Source organism: Achromobacter sp. ACRQX, assembly GCF_022346505.1.
Lineage (GTDB): Bacteria > Pseudomonadota > Gammaproteobacteria > Burkholderiales > Burkholderiaceae_B > Achromobacter > Achromobacter animicus.
In genome coordinates, this window is sequence record NZ_JAKRML010000003.1 from 160415 (window position 1) to 179006 (window position 18592).

Here is an 18592-nt window from a genome sequence, read left to right on the forward strand (position 1 = left end):
CCCTTACAGTCCCAGGATCATCTTGGAGATGATGTTCTTCTGGATTTCATTGGAGCCGCCGAAGATCGACAGCTTGCGGTTGTTGAAGTACTGCGCTGCGGCGCTGTTGGCGCCGTCCGGGCCGATGAGCGGCGCATCGTAGCCATCGTGCAGCGCCTCGGGCACGAAGGGGCGCGCGTACGGGCCCATGGCGCGGCGGTTCAAGGCGCTGATCTCCTGACGGATCTGCGTGCCGCGGATCTTCAGCATTGAACTCTCCGCGCCGGGCGCGCCACCGCCGGCCACGGCCGCGACCACGCGCAGGTTGGTCGTGCGCATGTTGGCCAGCTCGATCTCGACGCGCGCCAGCCGCGCAGCAAAATCCGGGTCTTCGGTCAGCGGGCGGCCATGCCGCTTCTGGCGCGCGGCCACGGCCTTCAGGCGTTCCAGCGCGGCCGTGGACTGGCCCACGCCCGCAATGTTGGTGCGCTCATAGGTCAGCAGATATTTGGCGCACGTCCAGCCGCGGTTTTCCTCGCCCACCAGGTTCTCGACGGGCACGCGCACGTCCGAGAAGAACACTTCATTGACTTCGTGTTCACCGTCCAGCGTGATGATGGGGCGCACTTCGATGCCCGGGCTGTTCATGTCGATCAGGAGAAAGCTGATGCCTTCCTGGCGCCGGCCTTCCTGCGAGGTCCGCACCAGGCAGAAGATCATGTTGGCGTACTGGCCCAGCGTGGTCCACGTCTTCTGTCCGTTGACGACGTAGCAGTCGCCATCGCGCACGGCGGTGGTTTTCAGCGACGCCAGGTCCGAGCCCGCGCCGGGTTCGGAGTAGCCCTGGCACCACCAGTCCGAGCCGTCGAGAATACGCGGCAGCCAGTAACGGCGCTGCGCCTCGGTGCCGTACTTGATCAGCACGGGCCCCAGCATGCTCAGGCCGAACGGCACGATGCGCGGGGCGTTGGCCAGTGCGCATTCGTTGTCGAAAATGTACTTCTGCGCAGCCGTCCAGCCGGTGCCGCCGTATTCCTCGGGCCAGTGCGTGGCCAGCCAGCCTTGCGCGTTCAGGATCGCGTGCCATTCGGTCATGTCGTCACGCGTCAGCAGCTTGCCTTCGCCAACCTTGTCCGCCAGACGCCGGGGCAGCCTGGCGTCCAGAAAGGCGCGCACTTCGTCGCGGAAGGCGATTTCTTCGGGGGTGAATTCCAGATCCATGCGGGTCTCTCAGTAGATTTCAAACAGGCCGGCCGCGCCCATGCCGCCACCAATGCACATCGTGACGACGGCATAGCGGGCGCCGCGGCGGCGGCCTTCGATCAGGACATGCCCAGCCAGCCGCGCGCCGGTGACGCCGAAGGGGTGACCCAGCGCAATGGAACCGCCGTCCACGTTCAGGCGGTCCATGGGGATGCCCAGCTTTTCCTGGCAATACAGGGCCTGCGAGGCAAAGGCCTCGTTCAGCTCCCACAGGTCGATGTCCTGCACTTTCAGGCCGTGGCGCGCCAGCAGCTTGGGCACCGCGTAGACCGGGCCGATGCCCATTTCGTCCGGCTCGCAGCCGGCGATGGCAAGGCCGCGGAACGCGCCCAGCGGACGGATGCCGGCGCGCTGCGCCTCGGCCGCTTCCATCAGCACGCAGGCGGCGGCGCCGTCGGACAACTGCGAGGCATTGCCCGCCGTGACGAACTGGCCTTCGCCGCGCACGGGCGCCAGGCCGGCCAGCGCCTCGTAAGTCGTGCCGGGACGGTTGCAGGTGTCCTTGTCCACCGTCACTTCGCGTTCGGTGACCGCCCCGGTGGCGCGGTCCGTGACGGACATGGTGGTGGTGACCGGAATGATTTCCTCGCGGTAGCGGCCCGCGGCTTGCGCGGCCTCGGTGCGCGCCTGGCTTTGCGCGGCAAAGCGGTCCTGCGCCTCGCGGCTGATGCCGTAGCGGGCAGCCACGATGTCGGCGGTCTCGATCATGGGCAGATAGAGTTCGGGCTTGTTGGCGACGATCCACGGGTCCATGCCGCTGACGCCATCGTCGCGGGTGCGGATCTGCGACACCAGCTCGACGCCGCCCGCAATCACGGCGGGTGCGCCGTCCATCACGATGCGGCTCGCGGCCGACGCGATCGCCTGCAGGCCGGATGCGCAATAGCGGTTGATGGTGGCGCCGCCGACGCTGACGGGCAGCTCCGCGCGGATCACGGCCTGGCGGCCGATGTTGCGCCCGGTGGCGCCTTCCGGATAGCCGCAGCCGATGAACGCGTCTTCGATCAGCGCGGGGTCGATGCCGGCGCGGTCCACGGCGGCGCGCACGGCGTGCGCGGCCAGCGTGGGCCCGGCAATCAGGTTGAATTCGCCCCGCCCCGCCTTGGTGATGGGGGTGCGGGCAGTGGAAACGATGACGGCTTCACGCATGAGGGTTCCTAGGATGAATTCGGATCAGGCGGCGTTCAGGCTGCCGAAGGTGCGGCCGGACTCGGCCAGTTCCACGAGCAGCGGCGACGGCTTCCAGAACGCGGGGTCTTCCTTCGCATAACTGCGGATGTCGGCAAGAATGCTTTGCAGGCCCACGCTGTCGGCGTAGTGCATCGGGCCGCCGCGGTGGCGCGGAAAGCCATAGCCGGACAGGAACACGACGTCGATGTCGGACGGGCGCAGCGCGATGCCCTGGTGCAGCACGTTCGCCGCTTCGTTGACCATCGCGGCCAGGTAGCGGCGCAGGATGTCTTCCTGCGTGAACGGCCGCGGCGTGACACCGGCGCGGCGGCGTTCTTCGTCGATGATGGCAAGCACTTCCGGGTCCGGCGTGCCCTGGCGCGCGCCGTCGGGGTACAGATAAAAGCCGCGGCCGGTCTTCTGACCAAACCAGCCGCGCTCGCAGAGGCGGTCAGGAATCTGCACGTAGCGCAGCGCCGGGTCGCGGGTGGCGGCGCGGCGTTTGCGCGTCGCCCAGCCGATGTCTCCGCCGGCCAGATCGGCCATCTGGTACGGGCCCATCGGATAGCCAAACGCGCGCACGGCGGCGTCGATGTCATAAGGCGAGGCGCCATCCTCCATCATCATGTCCGCCGCCTGCCGGTGCACGGCCAGGATGCGGTTGCCGATGAAGCCATCGCACACGCCCGCGCGCACGGGAATCTTGCGCAGCCGTCGCGCCAGCTCGAAGCCGGTTGCCACGGTGTCCGGCGCGGTGTGGCGGCCGACCACGATCTCCATGAGCTTCATGATGTTGGCCGGCGAGAAGAAGTGCAGCCCCAACACGTCGGCCGGTCCGCGCGTCGCTTCTGCGATGCGGTCCACATCCAGGTAAGAGGTGTTGGTGGCCAGCACGGCGCCAGGCTTGGCAATGCGATCCAGTTGCGCGAAGACGGCCTGCTTGACGGCCATGTCCTCGAACACGGCTTCGATGATGAGGTCGGCCTCGCCCAGCGCGTCATAGCTGGTGGCTCCGGTGTAGCGCGCCATGCGCGCTGCGCGGTCGTCGGCGGTGATCCGGCCTTTCTTGACCAGCAGGTCGTACACCTGTTCGACGCGCGCCCGGCCCCGCGCCAGCGCGGCCTTGTCCTGTTCCACCATCACGACCGGCAGCCCCGCATCCAGCACCGCCACGGCGATGCCCGCGCCCATGGTGCCGCCGCCGACGATGCCCACGCGCTCAAGACGACGCGGGCGCGCTTCCTTCAGCTCGGGGATCTTCGCGGTTTCGCGCTCGGCAAAGAACGCGTGGACCAGCGCCGCGCGCTGCGGGCTGTCCAGGCATTGCAGGAAGAGCGCGCGCTCGATGCGCAGGCCTTCGTCGAAGGGCTGTTCGGTCGCTGCGCGCACCGCGTCGACGATCTTTGCGGGCGAGTACAGGCCGCGGGTGGTAGCGGCGACGCGTTCGGCGGCGGCATCCACCACCGCCAGTTGCGCTTGCCGGTCTGAGAGAGCCTCGGCCGCATCACGGGTGCGGCGCGGGCCGGCGTTCAGCGCCAGCAGTTCGCGCGTGTAGGCAAGACCTGCATCCAGCGGATCTTCCTCAGTGGACAGCGCGTCGACCAGGCCCGAGGCCAGGGCGGCCTCCGCGGGCAAGTGCTTGCCGGTCAGCATCAGGTCCAGCGCGGCCTGTGCGCCCATCAGGCGCGGCGCACGCTGCGTGCCGCCCGCGCCGGGCAACAGGCCCAGGTTCACTTCGGGCAGGCCGAGCTTGGCGGTGGCCAGCGCCACGCGATAGTGCGCCGCCAAGGCAATCTCCAGCCCGCCGCCCAGCGTTGCGCCGTGCAGCGCCGCCACGACGGGCTTGTCGCTGGCTTCGATCTGGTTGCATAGGTCGGGCAGCAGGGGCGGTTGCGGCGGCTTGCCGAACTCGCGGATGTCCGCGCCCGCGATAAAGTTCTTGCCAGCGCCCATCAGCAGAATCGCGCGGACCCGCGCGTCCGTCTGCGCCTGTGCGATGGCGTCGGACAAGTCTCGACGCACGGCGGCGCTCAACGCATTCACGGGGGGATGATCGATGACGATGACCAGAATGTCTTCGTAGCGGCGCGTCTGGGCCGCGCCGGTGCTTGCGCTGTCTGTCATGGACAGTGTCTCCATTGATGCTTCCTGCTCGCGCGCCGCGCCGGCATGCCGGTGCGCCGACGCCTGGCGCGAACGGAGCCTTGGCGGGCCAGGGGTGGCCCGTCTCTTATGGCTTTATTCTTTCGCAGCAAAGATGTCTTGACAATGACATCGATAATTGACACTACGGACAAGAAAATTTGACAATGCACGGCAAGGAGCGCCGCCATGGACACCAAATCCCTTACCCTGCTGGTCGAAATCCTGGACGCGGGCAATCTCAGCGAGGCCGCGCGCCGCCTGAAGATGACGCGCGCCAACGTCAGCTATCACCTGAGCCAATTGGAGCGTTCGGTCGGCATGCAGCTGGTGCGGCGCACGACGCGGCGCGTGGAACCCACCGAGATCGGCCTGAAGCTGTACAAGCACGGGCGCAGCATCCAGGATGAGCTCGCAGCCGCGCGCGAATCGATCGAAACACTGGGCAAGACACCGCAGGGCAAGGTGCGCCTGAGCGTGCCCAGCGGCTACGGGCAGTTCGTGATGACGCCCTGGCTGCTTGAGTTCAAGAAAACCTATCCCGACATCGTGCTGGACGTGCTGTTTGAAAACAGCGTCGAAGACCTGCTGCGCGACGAAGTCGACATTGCCGTGCGCATCATGTCCGAACCGCCGCAGCATCTGGTCGCGCGCGAACTCGGCCAGGTCCGCTACGTGGCCTGTGCGTCCAGGGACTACGCGGAAAGCCGCGGGCTTCCCCAGAGGCCCGAAGACCTGGCCGGCACGCCCGTCATCAGCGCCGCCGTGATCGGCCGGCCGCTGCGCCTGTCGGCGTACTACGGCGGCCAGCCCCGCCAGCATGTCGTCCTGGAACCCACCGTCATTTCCCGCAACTATGCCTTCCTGCGCGACGCCATCCGCGCGGGCCTGGGCGTCGGCGTGGTGCCGGATTATGTGGTGCACGAGGACATTGCGCGCGGCGAGCTTGTCCCCGCGCTGACCGACTGGCGCTTGAGCATTTTTGGGCGCGGCATGTATATGCTGTACATGCCGAATCGACACCATCCGCGGGCGCTCGCAATGATCATTGAATTCATCCTGGAGCGGGCGCAGCGGCAGCACGAGGGCGAGCCGGGTCTGCTGGCAATCAGCAGCGGCTGAACCTGCCGGGCACGCAACTTGCTGACGGCCTTCGCAAAACGGATGTGAGGGGAAAGATGGACAGCGCGACGCCAGTGGTCACTTCGCCGCAGAGGGAAGGCCCGGAACCCGTAGCGGCCGAGGCCGCCGAAAAAAAGGCCGAGCCGGCGGCGGCAAAGACCGATCCTTCCGAGGAAAAAGTCACGGCGCAGGACGCCGGCCTCATCAAGCCGCCGTCGCCCACGCCGCTCGTGCGCGTCAGCGGCTTCTGTCTGGTGACGCTGACTGTCCTTGCCGTGTTGTTTGGCCTGAAGGCGGGGCAGGAATTCATCGTTCCGGTGGTGATGGCGATTGTGGTCGCCTATACCTTGGATCCCGTCGTCGCCCTGATGGAGCGATATCGCGTGCCGCGCTCGCTGGGCACCGTCATCGTGATGTCGGCCATCGCCGTCGGGATCGTGGGCGTCATCTACGTCACGCAGGACCAGGTCGCCGACATCATCAATGCGCTCCCCGAGATATCAAGCAAGCTGTCCCGCACGCTGGGCGGCCTCTTGAGCGGCGACGGCTCCCTGATGGAAAAATTGCGCAACGCAGCAAGCATCCTGCAGGAGTCGGGTGCGCCCAAGCCCGGCGGTCGCGTCGTCGTGGCCAAGTCGGACGGCGGGCTGAGCGACATCCTGCTGTGGGGCTCCAAGGGGCTGGCCACCTTCGTCGGGCAGGCCACCATGTGCGTGTTCCTGGTTTTCTTCCTGCTGCTGTCGGGCAACGCGTTCAAGCGCAAGTTCGTAAAGATGGCCGGCAAGACGTTGTCGCAAAAGAAGATCAGCGTGCACATGCTGGACCAGATCAACAACTCGATCCACATGTACATGGCGATGATGCTGGTGACCAATGTGGCGCTGGGGCTGCTGTCATGGGGCGCCTTCCGCCTGCTGGGATTGGAAAACGCTGCGACCTGGGCGGTGGTGGCGGGCGCGCTGCACATCATCCCGTACTTCGGCCCGCTGATGACGGCGGTCGGCACTGGCGTCGCGGGACTGGTGCAGTTCGGTGAGCTCGGTCCCGCACTGGCCATCTCCATGAGTTCCGTCGCCATTGCGTTGTTGATGGGCGTCGTCGTCACGACCTGGATGTCTGGCCGCATCGCACGGATGAACGCCGTGGCCGTGTTCATCCTGCTGCTGCTATTCACGTGGCTGTGGGGCATCTGGGGAACGCTGCTGTCCGTGCCCATTGCCTTCATCGCGAAGGTGGTGGCCGATCATATCGAAGGGTTGGAGGCGTTGTCGGAGTTCCTGAGCGAGTAGGGCGGATGGCGGTTCCCGGGTGCAATGGCCGGGCCGCCATCGATTGGTATGCTCGGGGCTTGCACCACCGGATCCTTCATGACCGACACTACGCAACCTCAACGAATCGCCGGCGCGCACACCGCGCTAGATGCCGATGCGCGGCGCGCGCAATTGCGCCGCATGAAGATCGGGGCGCTGGCGCTGCTTGTCGCCATGGTCAGCGGCTTCATCACCAGTCACGTCATGGGCGGGCAGGGCGCGTGGGCCTGGGTGCGGGCGTTTTGTGAGGCAGCCACCGTTGGCGCGTTGGCCGACTGGTTCGCCGTGGTTGCGCTGTTCCGGCGGCCGATGGGTCTGCCCATTCCGCACACCGCCATCATTCCCAGCAACAAGGACCGCATCGGCGACAGCCTGGCGATCTTCGTGCGCGATCACTTCCTGGATCCCGACACCCTCATTGAAAAGCTGCGCGTCTTCGATCCCGCCGCGCGGCTGAGCCGCTGGCTGGCCCGGCCCGCGCAGGCGCACGCCCTGAGCGATGGGGCCCGCCGCGTGGCGCTGCAGACGCTGGACCTGCTGGACGATCGGGCCGTGCGCGGTGTCATCCAGGAATTCGTCGTCAGCAATCTGCGCCGCTGGGATGCGGCGGGCACCGCCGGCGAGGTGCTGGGCCTGTTGACCCGCGACGGGCGGCACCAGGAGCTGCTGGACGCCGCGATGGAACGGCTGGGCGGCTACCTGGCCGAGGAAGACGTCAAGGAGCGCGCGTCGACCCTGCTCGTGAAGTTCGCCCGCAAGGAATGGCCGCGCATCATCGCCGCCGTTGACGTGGTCAAGTCCGTCGACAACATCGCCGACAACCTGGCCGACCGCCTGGCGCGCGCGCTGGTCGAAGAGCTGCGCGACGTGCTGTCCGAGCCCGACCACCCCGTGCGCCGCGACTACGAGGCGTGGGTGATGAACTACATCGAACGCCTGAAGACCGACCCGGCGCTGGCCAGCCAGGTCGAAGCCCTGAAGCAGCGCGCCATCGACCACCCCAAGGTCCAGGAATACGTTCAAGGCCTGTGGGACGACATCCATGCGGCGCTGCGGCGCGACCTGGCGGACGAACATTCCGCGCTGGCCGCGCATCTGGAAAGCGCGCTGCTGGCGCTGGCGCGCAAGCTTGGGGAAGACCCCGGCCTGCGAGAAGCCATCAACAACCACATCCTGGGCGGCGCGCGGCGTCTGACCGGACGGCTGCGTGTTGGTGTCACCGAGCACATTTCGCGCACCGTCAAGAACTGGGACGAGCGTCATCTGGTCGACGAACTGGAACTCAGTGTGGGGCGCGATCTTCAGTACATCCGCTTCAACGGCACGCTGGTGGGCGGCCTGATCGGCGTGCTGCTGCATGCGGTGGTCCTCATCGTGAACGGCTAGGCGGGGCTTCGGCCTTTCCCCACACCGTGTCACAACCTTGTATCAGGAACGAAGTTTTCTGGCGGACCGCCCGGCCCCGGTGCTATCTTCATCTGCGCCGCCGGCTGCGCGAGGCGCGCCTTACCGATGGCCGCCCGCAGCTTGCGGGCATCTTTCCAGGAGGCAATTCATGAAGAAATTCTCGATGCTTGTCACGGCGCTGGCATTGGCGGGCGCGTCCAGCGCGGCGCTGGCCGAAGACGTCTCGATGTCGTTCCTGACGCCCGATGGCGTCGGCAAGAGCGCCGGCACCATCACCCTGAAAGACACCAAGGAAGGGCTGCAATTCACGCCCCACCTCAAAGGTCTGCCGCCCGGCGAGCGCGGCTTTCATGTGCACGAGAAAGGCTCGTGCGAGCCCGGCCCGGTAAGCGGCAAGACCGCGCCGGGCGGCGGTGCGGGCGGGCACCTGGATCCCAAGGGCACCAAGGCGCACAAGGGGCCGATGGCGACCGACGGACATCAGGGTGACCTGCCGTTCCTCACCGTCGCGGCCGATGGCAGCGCGACGAAAACCGTGCTTGCGCCGCACCTGAAGCTGGCTGACGTGAAGGGCCGGGCGTTGATGATCCACGCTGGCGGCGACAACTACAGCGACAAGCCCGAGCCGTTGGGCGGCGGAGGCGGACGTATCGTTTGCGGCGTCGTGAAATAGGGGGAGTGCGCCCGCGGGCGCTTTCCTCAAGCCGTGCCGTTGCGGCCGTACTGCCGGTAGCCGTCGCGCTGCGCCAGCCGGTCGTAGTACGCCGCCACGGCTGGCAGCGCGGGCTTTTCGAACGGCGTCTCGAACCAGCGGTTCACCGACAGCCCCACCGGAATGTCGGCCAGCGTGAATGCATCGCCGGCCACATAAGCGCCGGTGGCGGCCAGCCGCTGGTCCAGAATCCCCATGAACCGGGCCCAGTCGCGGCACGACGCCTCGATGGCGGCCTCGTCCCGGTGCGCGGGCGACTGCCGCGCCAACGCCATGAAGGCGTAGCTCCAGGACCGGTTCAAGTCGGTTGCCTGCCAATCCATCCACTGGTCCACCCGCGCCCGCAGCTTCGGCTCGGCCGGATACAGGTGTTGCCCCTGATACTGGCCCGCCAGATAGCGGATGATGGTGTTCGACTCCCACAGCACGAAATCGCCATCCTGGATCACGGGCACCATGGCATTGGGATTGCGCGCCAGGAACTCCGGTTCGGACGTGGGCCGGAAACCGCTGCCCCAGTCTTCGCGATCAAACGGCAAATTCAGTTCAGCGCACGTCCACAGCACTTTACGCACGTTGATGGACGAGGCTTTTCCCAATATTTTCAGCATGTTGGCTACCGCGGGCAGGGCGCTTTTCGGAATCGAAGGTCGTCGCAGTCTAGCGGGCCGGGGAACGTGCCGCCATATACAGATTCGGGCGCCGGCAGGCAGAACAGATGCCGGGGGAACGGCACGTGACGGACAAGACCACATTGCCGCTATCCACGCGCTCCTATATTGCCGACACCGTTGCGCTGATCCTGTTCTTTACAACGACAGGCATCATCAACGAGCGCTGGATCGCGGGAATGACGTGGGAACAGGTGTTCCACGCGCGGCTGATCGGCGGCGCGCTGATGATTCCGGTAGGTAGGCCTTACGGTCTCTGGCGCGATTGGATAATGCGGCGCGCGAAGGACACGCGCGCGTCCCGGCTGCTTTGGGATAGCGTGGCGCTGATGACTTTCCAGGTGCCTATTTACGCCGCGATCATCGCGATCAGCGGGGCATCGGGCGAGGGCCTGTTGCGAGGGATATTGGGCGCGGCCGTGATGATGCTGGTGCTGGGCCGGCCTTACGGCGCGTTTCTGAATGCGATCAGGCGCGTGTTCGGTCTGCCGCCGGGAGGGTCGCGGCCGATGTCGCTTAACGAGTAAGCCGTGCGCTTGGGCCTGTCGTGATTGCCGCTCGACGAGTACCCGGACTTGAAGTGTACCGGGTACTAATCGAGCGTCGGTGGTATTGCATCTGCGACGCGGGTTTTACATCGTCGGTTGCGGAATCGGCGTTTCCGCCGGCATCGAGCCCGTCATGCGCGCCGGGCAACCCGACAGACCCCACTTCGTCACGATGCCCTTTTCGATCATGAACTTCTCGACGCACACGTGATAAGCCGAAATCGGGCCCCAGATTTCTTCGTACGAAATAATCCTTGCACCGCTTTCAAGCGTGTAGCTCTTCTTGGGCGGTCCCCACTTGGAAACCAGTTGCTCTTCGGTGCTGCCTACCCATGCTGCATTGACGTCGTTGTAGGTCTTGTTCCGCTTGCCGGTAATCATGCTCATCTGCGCGGAAGTGCAACCCGCGAGCAGCGCAGGCAAAACCACAAGCAGTGCAATTTTTCTCATTTTGATTGTTACCCCGAAGATCGACGATTGAGACCGAGGCGCTTGAACGCGGCACGTTGTTGCTTGACGTTGTGCGTGCATGTCTCACGCACGGCGGCTGCCGCGCGGTGAGGCTGGCCTCGCTTTTTCATGATTTTTGAGGCGCCAATGTATCAGAAAGGTACACGGGCGACCGGTAACAATTCTGACGGTATGTATGGCCTGCAAGCCCCGCCACGTTTGCGGCGCGCGGGGTGTTCAGCGCATGCCGCTCCGCCCATTGCCCTCAACAACGCCCACGCGACCCGAAATTCTTTCGGTATATGCTTGCCGCCAAAATGCACTGTGCCAGTGCATGAAACTCTGTCTCCACACCATGACCAAGGCCTTGTTAGTCGAAGACGATGCGAAGCTGGCGCGCCTGATTGCGCAGTTTCTGGAACAGCACGGATTCAATGTTGTTCAGGCGTATCGTGGTGATCATGCGGTGGATGCGTTTCGTCGTCATGAGCCGGCCATCACCATTCTGGATCTGATGCTGCCTGGCCGGGACGGCCTGCAGGTCTGCCGGGATCTGCGTGCGTTCTCGTCTGCGCCGATCCTGATGCTGACTGCCCGCGAAGACGACGTGGATCAAATCCTGGGTCTGGAATCCGGTGCAGACGATTACGTCATCAAGCCCGTGGAACCGCGTGTTCTGCTGGCGCGGATACGCGCCCTGATGCGTCGTCACAACCAGGCTGAAACGCAGCCTGAACTCCTGGTGTTCGGACCGTTGTCGATCGACCGTCAGACCCGCGCGGTCGTGCTGGCCGGCGCAGAGGTCGACCTGACGACGCTGGAATTTGAAATGTTGTGGGCGTTGGCTAGCCAGGCCGGCCAAGTGCTGACGCGCGACGATCTGCTCAACGCCGTGCGCGGCATCGAGTTCAACGGGCTCGATCGCACCGTGGACGTGTGCATCAGCAAGTTGCGCCGCAAGCTGGACGACGATCCGCGTGACCCGGCGCGCATCAAGACCATCTGGGGCAAGGGCTACCTGTTCTCGCCCAAGGTCCACGAGCTGGGCAATGCTTAGGTTCGTCCTGCGCATTTTCGTGGTGCTGGCCATCGGGTTCGTGCTGTCGAACGAAGTGGTGGACCGGGCGGCGAACTATCTCTTTGAGTCCGAGACAACCAACTACACGCGTGAAGCCGTGCGCGGTCAGCTGCATAGCCTGAAGCAGGAACTGGCCCATGTGCCGCCCGAGGCGCGCCCCGACTACGTGCGCAACACGTTGGCGCCCCATTACGGTTTGGCGTTGCAGGTCCTGAATCCGGCCGACTACAACGCGGCGGAATTTGCGCTGACCGATGTGGAACGCCGCACCATCGACGCCGGCGGATTCTTCCTGCGCGACGACCAGATGAGCTTCGTGGCCGCCATACCCGGTCCGGGCGCGCAGTGGCTGATGGTCAAGCTGCCGCCCGAGCCGCTGGTCGGCACGTGGGTGATCGTCGCCATCTACGCCGCCCTGGGCGTGATGTTGTGTGGATTCATGCTGGTGTGGGCGCTGCCGGTCTGGCGCGATCTGGAAGCGCTGAAGACCGCCGCGCAACGGATGGGACAGGGCGACCTGCGTGTGCGCGCCGAATTGTCGCGGTTTTCCAGCATCCGTGGGCTGGGCGACACGTTCAACCAGATGGCCGATCGCATCAGTGCGCTGATCAGCAATCAGCGCGAGCTGACCAACGCGGTGTCGCACGAACTGCGAACGCCCATCGCCCGGTTGTCGTTCGAACTGGACATGATCGAGCAAGAGGCCGACGCCGCTGCGCGCAAGCGTCTTGTCGAGGAAATGAAGAACGATGTCGCCGAGCTGGACAGCATGGCATCGGAGTTGCTGATGTACGCCCGCCTGGAGCACAAGCGCGACGACATCCCGCTCCAGCCCCAGGATGCCCGCGGCTGGCTCGATTCCGTTGTGCAGCACGCGTCGTTTGAGGCTGAGCGGGCGCGTGTGCATTGCGAGGTGACGCACTGTGATGCGGGCGAAGTCCGGCTGCATCCGCGTTACATGACGCGCGCGTTGCTGAACCTGCTGCAGAATGCCATCCGGCATGCCGGCGGAAACGTTCAGGTTGGACTGGCCAGTCCAGAGCCTCTGCATTACGTGCTGACGGTGGATGACGACGGACCCGGCGTGCCGCCTGCGGATCGTGAGCGGGTTTTCGATCCCTTCATCCGGCTCGACGAGAGCCGCGCGCGCGGCACCGGGGGAACGGGACTGGGATTGGCCATCGTGCGCCGTGTGGCCCGATGGCACAACGGCGAGGCGCTGGTGTCCGACAGTCCGCTGGGCGGCGCCCGCTTCGTTATCCGTTGGCACGCCGCCTGACCTGACCTGGCGCGCGCACAACGCACGCGCAAAGATCTTCACAAACTCCCTACAAAGCAGGAAGGATCGCGCGGTGGCGCATCGATAGCATCTCGGCATTTCTCTTTCACGGGGTTGCCGTCATCCATGTTCTCGCTTGCCCGCCTGATTGCCATCGGATCGCTCTTCGTCGCTGTGGGCGGTTGCCAGGGGTTGCCACCCGCCGCGCCCGCGACGATCCTGAAAGGGGACTATGCGGCGGTGGTCGACTACCTGACCGAGCGCATCCCTTACGAAATGGACGTGTCCAAGGTTCCCGGCCTCTCCATTGCGGTCGTGGACGATCAGCGCATCGTCTGGAGCACAGGTTTCGGGTACGCGGACACGGCCCGGCATCGAGGGGCGACCGGCGACACACTGTATCGCGTGGGCGCCATCAGCAAGGTCGTCACGGCGGCGGCCGTGCTTCGCGCCGCGGACGACGGCTTGCTGTCGCTGGACCGGCCGGCTGACGACGCCTTGACGTACGGGCGCCTCGAACCGCGCCGCGACGCCGCGCAGTGGATGGATGCTGCGCCGTTCACCGCCCGCACGCTGCTGGACGTGCATCCGGCCACGCTGGAAGACACGATGGGCCGAGCCCGTGCCGACATGGCGTATGCCTTGCTGGGCGACATGGTGGCGCATGCGGCACAAGAACCGCTTGACGCGTACGTGAGGCGCACCGTTCTTCGACCCCTGAACATGCCGCGCGCGGGATTTCATCCGCACGAGCGCATGAAGGGGCATCGGGCGGCCGGCTACCGGCGCGGCCAGCCCTGGGCGGAAGCGCCACAGCCTAACGCGGCGGCAGATGGCCTGTGGATGAGCGCGTCCGAGATGGCGCGCTTTTCCAGCATGCTGTTCGGGCAAGGCAGAGCCGGCGCCGGATCCGGGGCCGGGCAGGTGCTGTCCGAGCGATCCGCGCAGACGTTGCTGGGTTTGGAAACCGTGGCCGTTAGCAGCATGGATCTGGATTGCCGCCTTGCCTTGTCATGGCTGGCCGCGCCTTGCGGCGACGAATTGGTGAGCGCGACCTCGCTACGCGACCATAGCGGTGCGACGGAAGCGTTCCACTCGCGGTGGGTCGTTGCGCCGCAGGACAGACTTGCCGTGATGGTCATGAGCAATGCGGATTCGGGCGAGGCGCTGGTCGGCTCGGTTGCGACGCTGACGATGCGCCTGATGCGCCAGGCCAGGCATGGCATGTAGTCGCCGCCCGGGGCGGCTGTCGCAATGCGCCGCGGACAACATGTGAAGCTGTTTTAAGGGCCGCGCAAACTTCTTCACAATTGTTCAAAGGACGCCGGAATTATGCCGGCCACCTGCCGATACATTGCCCGCCAGCGGCCGACCGGCCGTGCAATCAGCAGGGAGGCCGCAGGTGTCGGAAATCGTTGTGTATGTCAGAAGCAAGCCGCAGCTTGGCGACCAGATCGTCGCCATGCCGACGCTGTATCAGCTCAAGACATGGTGGCCGTCGCGCCGCATCAAGGTGGTCGCGCGTGACGACGTGGGCAGCTTCTACCGCGCGTTGCCCTGGGTCGATGAGTTCGTGCGCGCGGCTACGTTCTTCGATTATTTGCGCAGTCTGAGAAAAGAAACGCGCCTGTCCGTCAGCCTGCATCACAGCAGCGAGCGCTTCGGCGTGGTCAACCTGCTGCGCCCGCCGTCGATCCGTTTGGGGTTCCGCAACGCCCGGATCAGCGACCTGGCCTGGACGCATTGCCACCGCAAGGACGTCACGGAATACATCGGCCAAGCCAATCTGCGCGTGCTGGCCGCATATCGGCCGTTCAACCTGCAAGGCGCAACGCGCGCGTGCTTCCAGATGCTCGCTCGTCCGCACGTGCACTCGGTGCTGGGCGCCGACGTGGTGATGATCCCCGGGGGTGGCGCGGGCGCTTTCAAGCGGTGGAGCCTTGCAAACTACGTGAGGCTGGCCGATAGGCTCAAGCCGCTGCTGAGTGCCGGCGCCCGCTTTCTGTTCGTGCTTGGGCAGCAGGAAAACGCCGAGCGGGAAGCCCTGCAGGCGATGCAACGGCCCGACTTTTCCATTGCCTATTGCCGGCCCATTTCGGAATTGAGCGCCGTCATGTTGCGCGCGCGCCTGGTGGTGGCCAATGACTGCGGTCCCTCGCATATCGCGCAGGGCGCTTGTGTGCCCTATGTCGGCATCTTCAACGAGGCGAATCCCGAGTGGTTCTGGCAACGGCCCGGGTCGGCGTTCGTCGTCCCACGGCACCCCCAGAGCGGCATCAACTCGATCACGCCCGGTGAGGTGCTTCCCGCCTGCCTGGATGTACTGGATCATCATGCGCATTCTGCATACGCTCGCTGAGCGCAGCCTCGGCGGCCTGGAGTTCCGCACGCTGGAGCAGGCTAGCTGGCTGCACGACCGTGGCTACGAAGTCGCGATCGCCTCGCCCTCGAACAGTGCCGTCAGCCACGCCGCGCGCGAGCGCAAGCTGACGACCATAGACATCGATTTCAATCCCGCGTACTCGATTCGGACCGTCTTGGCGCTTCGCCGGGCCGTCCGATTCCTTCGCATTGAGGTCATCGACAGTCACAGCCGTGCCGACGCGAAGACCGCCGCGCTCTGCCGTGACCTGTGCGCCGTCGTCCGGACGCGTCACTTCGCCAAACCCATGCGTTCCTCCCTGCGTCGCCGGCTGGAATGGGCGATCGGGTGCGATCACGTCATCGCAACCAGCGAAGTCGGCAAACAGGAGCTGCTGGCGGCCCGGTTGGCCGCTGAAGACAGGATCAGCGTTGTCGGGGAGTGGGCCGGGGACCCGTTCTTTTCGCCCAATGACGCGCTCGATGCGAGCCTGCACATCCGTCGCGCCCTCGGGGTGCCCACGCCCAGAGCCGCATACGTCGTCGCCACCATCGGGATGCTGCGGCCAGAAAAAGGGCAGGCTGATCTGCTTCACGTCGTGCAACGCCTGCGCATCCGAGGGGTGCCGGCGGTGGCGCTCGTCGTAGGCATGGCGACCGCTCGCACGCAACCCTATGCCTATGCGCTTTACCGTCTGGCGATCGATCTTGGCATTTCGGACTATGTGGTGTTTGCCGGTCACCGCACCGATGTGCCTGACATGATCCGCGCGGCGGATGTCGTGCTGGTTCCATCCGCAACGGAAGCCTGGTCGCGTATCGTGCCCGAGTCGTTTGCCGCAGCCCGGCCTGTCGTTGCCAGCGATGTGGGCGGATTGCCGGAGATCGTCGTGCCCGGCCAGACGGGCTGGCTGGCCGCGCCCGGCGATATAGCGGGCTATGCCGACTGCATCATGCAGATTCGAAACCGGCCCTGGCGTACCCACGCCATCGTTGCCAATGCGCGGGCGTTCGCGGATACGCACCTGCGCCTGGGCGAACAGATGCTACGCACGCTCGCGGCGTATCGACGCGCCATGGGCGCCAGCTTGCCCTCTGACGGCCACAAGTGCGAGGAGGCGTCTGCATGAATGTGGTCGACGCAATCTGCAAGGTGGCGGAAGGTGGGCCGGTGGGGTGCGCGCGGCCGGCCGATGGCCCGATCCCGGCGCGCGGTGCAACGCCGCAGCCTTTGGAACCCATGGCCGGCGGGCATCTGCTGGCGGGCCATGGCGAACACGGACGCACGGGCGTCCTTCTGATTCATCGGGTGGGCGGCCTGCCAAGCGAGCTGCACGAGCTGGCGCGCGGCCTGAATCGGTACGGCTACGCGGTGCTCGTGGTCAAGCTGGCGGGGCACTGCGGCTCTGTGCAGGATCTGGCGGGCGCAGGGTGGCTGGATTGGTTGGCCAGCGTGCGGCGTGGCGCGGATGTGCTGGCGAGCCGGGTTGATCGCGTGATCGTCGGCGGCGTGTCCACGGGGGCCGTGCTGGCGCTCGCCCTTGCGCAGGAACGTCCGTTCCACGTGGCCGGTGTGCTGGCGCTGTCGCCCGTATTTCATCATGACGGCCGGACGGTTCCGCAACGGGTGAGGGTGGCCTTACGGCTACTGGCCGCGAGGGCACTGGGCATAGGCCGGCATCGGGCGCTTCAGCGCCGGGAGCGCGCGGCGGGCTTGCCGCGCCTCCCCTGGGGGTCGCTTGCCGAGATGCGCAAACTGGCGGCCTCGGTATCGCGTCACTTGCACATGCTGCGCGCTCCGTGCCTTGTCATTCATGCGCGGCAGGATGACGTTGCGCCGGTATCGGACGCGTTCAAGATCGTGAAGAGGGCGTGCAACACGAATGTGCAGCTGCAGTTGCTGACAGATCGCCGTCACGTGGTCACGATGGGCCGCGGGTGCGGCGATGTGGTCTCGCGGGTGGCGGCGTTTGTCAGCAACACATGCCTTAACCCTTCGCCGCCGGCAGCGCCTTCAGCAACGCTTCGTTGAACCGCTTCGGGTCCTGTACCTGGGGGGAATGGCCAAGCTCCGGCCACGTGACGAGCTTTGCATTCGGGATGGCCTTGGCCGCCTTCGGGCCCAGCTCAGGATAGTTGCCGAGCTGTTTTGCCACCTCGGGCGCCGCGGCGTCCTTGCCGGGGGCGGTGTTGTCCTTTTCCCCGATGAGCAGCGTGGTAGGCACGGCGATCTGGCCAAATTCGTGCACGACGGGCTGCGTGTAGAGCATGTCGTAGGTCAGCGCCTGGTTCCACGCAACGCGTTCGCGGCCTTCGCCTTGCAGCATGCCGGCGGCCATGAGGACCCACTTGTCGTAGTCGTCGCGCCATTGGCCGGCGTAGTAGGTGCCCAGCTGGTACTTCTTCATGCCCTCGAAGTTGGCCTTGAGCTCGCGCTGATACCAGTCGTCGATGCTGCGGTAGGGCACGCCTTTCTGTTTCCAGTCTTCGAGGCCGATGGGATTGACGAGCACCAGGGCGTCGGTTTGCGGGCCGTACATCAACGCGTAGCGCGCGGCGAGCATGCCGCCCATGGAGTGGCCGACGATGCTGGCGCGGTCTATTTTCAAATGATCGAGCAGGGCGTGGGTGTTGGCGGCCAGTTGATGAAACGAAAACTGGTAGGCCTGCGGCTTGTCGGATTTGCAGAACCCGATCTGGTCGGGAACGACGACGCGGTATCCGGCTTGGCTCAGGGCGGCGATGCTGGCGTCCCAGGTGGCGCCGCAGAAATTCTTGCCGTGCATGAGCACGACGGTCTTGCCGTTGGGCTTGGCGGCGGCCACGTCCATGTAGGCCATCGACAGCTTCTGGCCTTGCGTGTCTAGCGCCAGCCGCTTGACCTCGTGCGGATACTCAAAGCGCTCCAGGTTGGGGCCGTAGTCCGGCACCTTGGGGGCGTCTGCCGCGATGGCGGTGCCGGCAAGCGCCACGCCCGCGCAGAGTGCGCTCAGCCGGAGATGTTGGGATCGTGTCATTCATGTGACTCCTGTTATGACGCCGGCCCGCTGCCGGCGCTGTACAACAGGGACAGCAAAAATGGGGCCTGGGTTCCGCAGGC

17 protein-coding genes are annotated in these 18592 nt (G+C 65.7%); 11 read left to right on the plus strand and 6 right to left on the minus strand.

Annotated features, from left to right (window positions below):
- Nucleotides 1-3: 3 nt before the first annotated feature.
- From MHZ91_RS04350 to MHZ91_RS04360, 3 genes are read right to left on the minus strand one after another with little or no spacing between them, the layout of a single operon-like run.
- Entirely contained in the window at nucleotides 4-1200 is a 1197-nt protein-coding gene (locus MHZ91_RS04350) for an acyl-CoA dehydrogenase family protein (RefSeq protein ID WP_239212616.1), read from the minus strand.
- 9 nt (nucleotides 1201-1209) lie between these two features.
- Nucleotides 1210-2391, minus strand: a complete 1182-nt coding sequence (locus MHZ91_RS04355) for an acetyl-CoA C-acyltransferase (protein WP_105239242.1) — start codon at nucleotides 2389-2391, stop codon at nucleotides 1210-1212.
- A gap of 24 nt (nucleotides 2392-2415) precedes the next feature.
- Entirely contained in the window at nucleotides 2416-4536 is a 2121-nt protein-coding gene (locus MHZ91_RS04360; protein ID WP_239212617.1) for a 3-hydroxyacyl-CoA dehydrogenase NAD-binding domain-containing protein, read from the minus strand.
- Between the two features lie 207 nt (nucleotides 4537-4743).
- Here MHZ91_RS04360 and MHZ91_RS04365 point away from each other — a divergent pair, with 207 nt between their 5' ends.
- From MHZ91_RS04365 to sodC, 4 genes are all read left to right on the plus strand, one after another.
- Nucleotides 4744-5676, plus strand: a complete 933-nt coding sequence (locus MHZ91_RS04365; protein WP_175121231.1) for a LysR family transcriptional regulator — start codon at nucleotides 4744-4746, stop codon at nucleotides 5674-5676.
- Nucleotides 5677-5732: 56 nt separating this feature from the next.
- Nucleotides 5733-6965 (plus strand): AI-2E family transporter, encoded by a 1233-nt coding sequence (locus MHZ91_RS04370; RefSeq protein ID WP_239212618.1) that lies wholly within the window; start codon nucleotides 5733-5735, stop codon nucleotides 6963-6965.
- Nucleotides 6966-7043: 78 nt separating this feature from the next.
- Nucleotides 7044-8372, plus strand: coding sequence for a DUF445 domain-containing protein (locus tag MHZ91_RS04375; protein WP_239212619.1), 1329 nt, complete (start codon nucleotides 7044-7046; stop codon nucleotides 8370-8372).
- 169 nt (nucleotides 8373-8541) lie between these two features.
- Nucleotides 8542-9066 (plus strand): superoxide dismutase family protein, encoded by a 525-nt coding sequence (gene sodC, locus MHZ91_RS04380; RefSeq protein WP_105239237.1) that lies wholly within the window; start codon nucleotides 8542-8544, stop codon nucleotides 9064-9066.
- 26 nt (nucleotides 9067-9092) lie between these two features.
- Here the strand turns inward: sodC and MHZ91_RS04385 are convergent, their stop codons facing one another.
- The gene (locus MHZ91_RS04385; protein WP_175121233.1) at nucleotides 9093-9716 is read right to left on the minus strand and encodes a glutathione S-transferase family protein; all 624 of its coding nucleotides are present in this window, start codon (nucleotides 9714-9716) and stop codon (nucleotides 9093-9095) included.
- A 125-nt stretch (nucleotides 9717-9841) separates the two neighbouring features.
- Between MHZ91_RS04385 and alaE the strand changes: the two genes are divergently transcribed.
- Entirely contained in the window at nucleotides 9842-10303 is a 462-nt protein-coding gene (gene alaE, locus MHZ91_RS04390; protein ID WP_239212620.1) for an L-alanine exporter AlaE, read from the plus strand.
- Between the two features lie 105 nt (nucleotides 10304-10408).
- Here the strand turns inward: alaE and MHZ91_RS04395 are convergent, their stop codons facing one another.
- Nucleotides 10409-10705, minus strand: coding sequence for a hypothetical protein (locus MHZ91_RS04395; protein WP_239212621.1), 297 nt, complete (start codon nucleotides 10703-10705; stop codon nucleotides 10409-10411).
- 424 nt (nucleotides 10706-11129) lie between these two features.
- Here MHZ91_RS04395 and MHZ91_RS04400 point away from each other — a divergent pair, with 424 nt between their 5' ends.
- The 6 genes from MHZ91_RS04400 to MHZ91_RS04425 all read left to right on the plus strand — a co-directional run bounded on the left by MHZ91_RS04400 (nucleotide 11130) and on the right by MHZ91_RS04425 (nucleotide 17524).
- A complete protein-coding gene (locus MHZ91_RS04400) occupies nucleotides 11130-11831 on the plus strand; it encodes a winged helix-turn-helix domain-containing protein (protein WP_239212809.1) in 702 nt (233 codons plus the stop codon).
- Nucleotides 11824-13131 (plus strand): ATP-binding protein, encoded by a 1308-nt coding sequence (locus tag MHZ91_RS04405; RefSeq protein ID WP_218344140.1) that lies wholly within the window; start codon nucleotides 11824-11826, stop codon nucleotides 13129-13131. Before MHZ91_RS04400 ends, MHZ91_RS04405 begins: the two co-directional genes overlap by 8 nt.
- Before the next feature lie 126 nt (nucleotides 13132-13257).
- Complete coding sequence (locus MHZ91_RS04410; protein WP_239212623.1) at nucleotides 13258-14361, plus strand: serine hydrolase; 1104 nt, start codon at nucleotides 13258-13260, stop codon at nucleotides 14359-14361.
- A gap of 172 nt (nucleotides 14362-14533) precedes the next feature.
- The gene (locus MHZ91_RS04415; RefSeq protein WP_239212625.1) at nucleotides 14534-15490 is read left to right on the plus strand and encodes a glycosyltransferase family 9 protein; all 957 of its coding nucleotides are present in this window, start codon (nucleotides 14534-14536) and stop codon (nucleotides 15488-15490) included.
- Complete coding sequence (locus MHZ91_RS04420; RefSeq protein ID WP_239212626.1) at nucleotides 15450-16622, plus strand: glycosyltransferase family 4 protein; 1173 nt, start codon at nucleotides 15450-15452, stop codon at nucleotides 16620-16622. The genes MHZ91_RS04415 and MHZ91_RS04420 overlap by 41 nt, the downstream gene beginning before the upstream one ends.
- On the plus strand, nucleotides 16619-17524 hold the full coding sequence (locus tag MHZ91_RS04425) for a carboxylesterase (RefSeq protein WP_239212627.1): 906 nt from the start codon (nucleotides 16619-16621) through the stop codon (nucleotides 17522-17524). The genes MHZ91_RS04420 and MHZ91_RS04425 overlap by 4 nt, the downstream gene beginning before the upstream one ends.
- Here the strand turns inward: MHZ91_RS04425 and MHZ91_RS04430 are convergent.
- Complete coding sequence (locus MHZ91_RS04430) at nucleotides 17481-18509, minus strand: alpha/beta fold hydrolase (RefSeq protein ID WP_175121240.1); 1029 nt, start codon at nucleotides 18507-18509, stop codon at nucleotides 17481-17483. The two genes, MHZ91_RS04425 and MHZ91_RS04430, sit on opposite strands and share 44 nt — an antisense overlap.
- Nucleotides 18510-18592: the final 83 nt, after the last annotated feature.

Coding starts and splice junctions, on each gene's coding strand:
- MHZ91_RS04385 (WP_175121233.1), bottom strand. CDS start 9,716: ATGCTGAAAATATTGGGAAAAGCCTCGTCCATCAACGTGCGTAAAGTG.
- MHZ91_RS04405 (WP_218344140.1), top strand. CDS start 11,824: ATGCTTAGGTTCGTCCTGCGCATTTTCGTGGTGCTGGCCATCGGGTTC.
- MHZ91_RS04410 (WP_239212623.1), top strand. CDS start 13,258: ATGTTCTCGCTTGCCCGCCTGATTGCCATCGGATCGCTCTTCGTCGCT.
- MHZ91_RS04395 (WP_239212621.1), bottom strand. CDS start 10,705: ATGATTACCGGCAAGCGGAACAAGACCTACAACGACGTCAATGCAGCA.
- MHZ91_RS04430 (WP_175121240.1), bottom strand. CDS start 18,509: ATGACACGATCCCAACATCTCCGGCTGAGCGCACTCTGCGCGGGCGTG.
- MHZ91_RS04350 (WP_239212616.1), bottom strand. CDS start 1,200: ATGGATCTGGAATTCACCCCCGAAGAAATCGCCTTCCGCGACGAAGTG.
- MHZ91_RS04425 (WP_239212627.1), top strand. CDS start 16,619: ATGAATGTGGTCGACGCAATCTGCAAGGTGGCGGAAGGTGGGCCGGTG.
- sodC (WP_105239237.1), top strand. CDS start 8,542: ATGAAGAAATTCTCGATGCTTGTCACGGCGCTGGCATTGGCGGGCGCG.
- MHZ91_RS04400 (WP_239212809.1), top strand. CDS start 11,130: ATGACCAAGGCCTTGTTAGTCGAAGACGATGCGAAGCTGGCGCGCCTG.
- MHZ91_RS04420 (WP_239212626.1), top strand. CDS start 15,450: ATGTACTGGATCATCATGCGCATTCTGCATACGCTCGCTGAGCGCAGC.
- MHZ91_RS04370 (WP_239212618.1), top strand. CDS start 5,733: ATGGACAGCGCGACGCCAGTGGTCACTTCGCCGCAGAGGGAAGGCCCG.
- MHZ91_RS04365 (WP_175121231.1), top strand. CDS start 4,744: ATGGACACCAAATCCCTTACCCTGCTGGTCGAAATCCTGGACGCGGGC.
- MHZ91_RS04355 (WP_105239242.1), bottom strand. CDS start 2,391: ATGCGTGAAGCCGTCATCGTTTCCACTGCCCGCACCCCCATCACCAAG.
- MHZ91_RS04360 (WP_239212617.1), bottom strand. CDS start 4,536: ATGACAGACAGCGCAAGCACCGGCGCGGCCCAGACGCGCCGCTACGAA.
- MHZ91_RS04375 (WP_239212619.1), top strand. CDS start 7,044: ATGACCGACACTACGCAACCTCAACGAATCGCCGGCGCGCACACCGCG.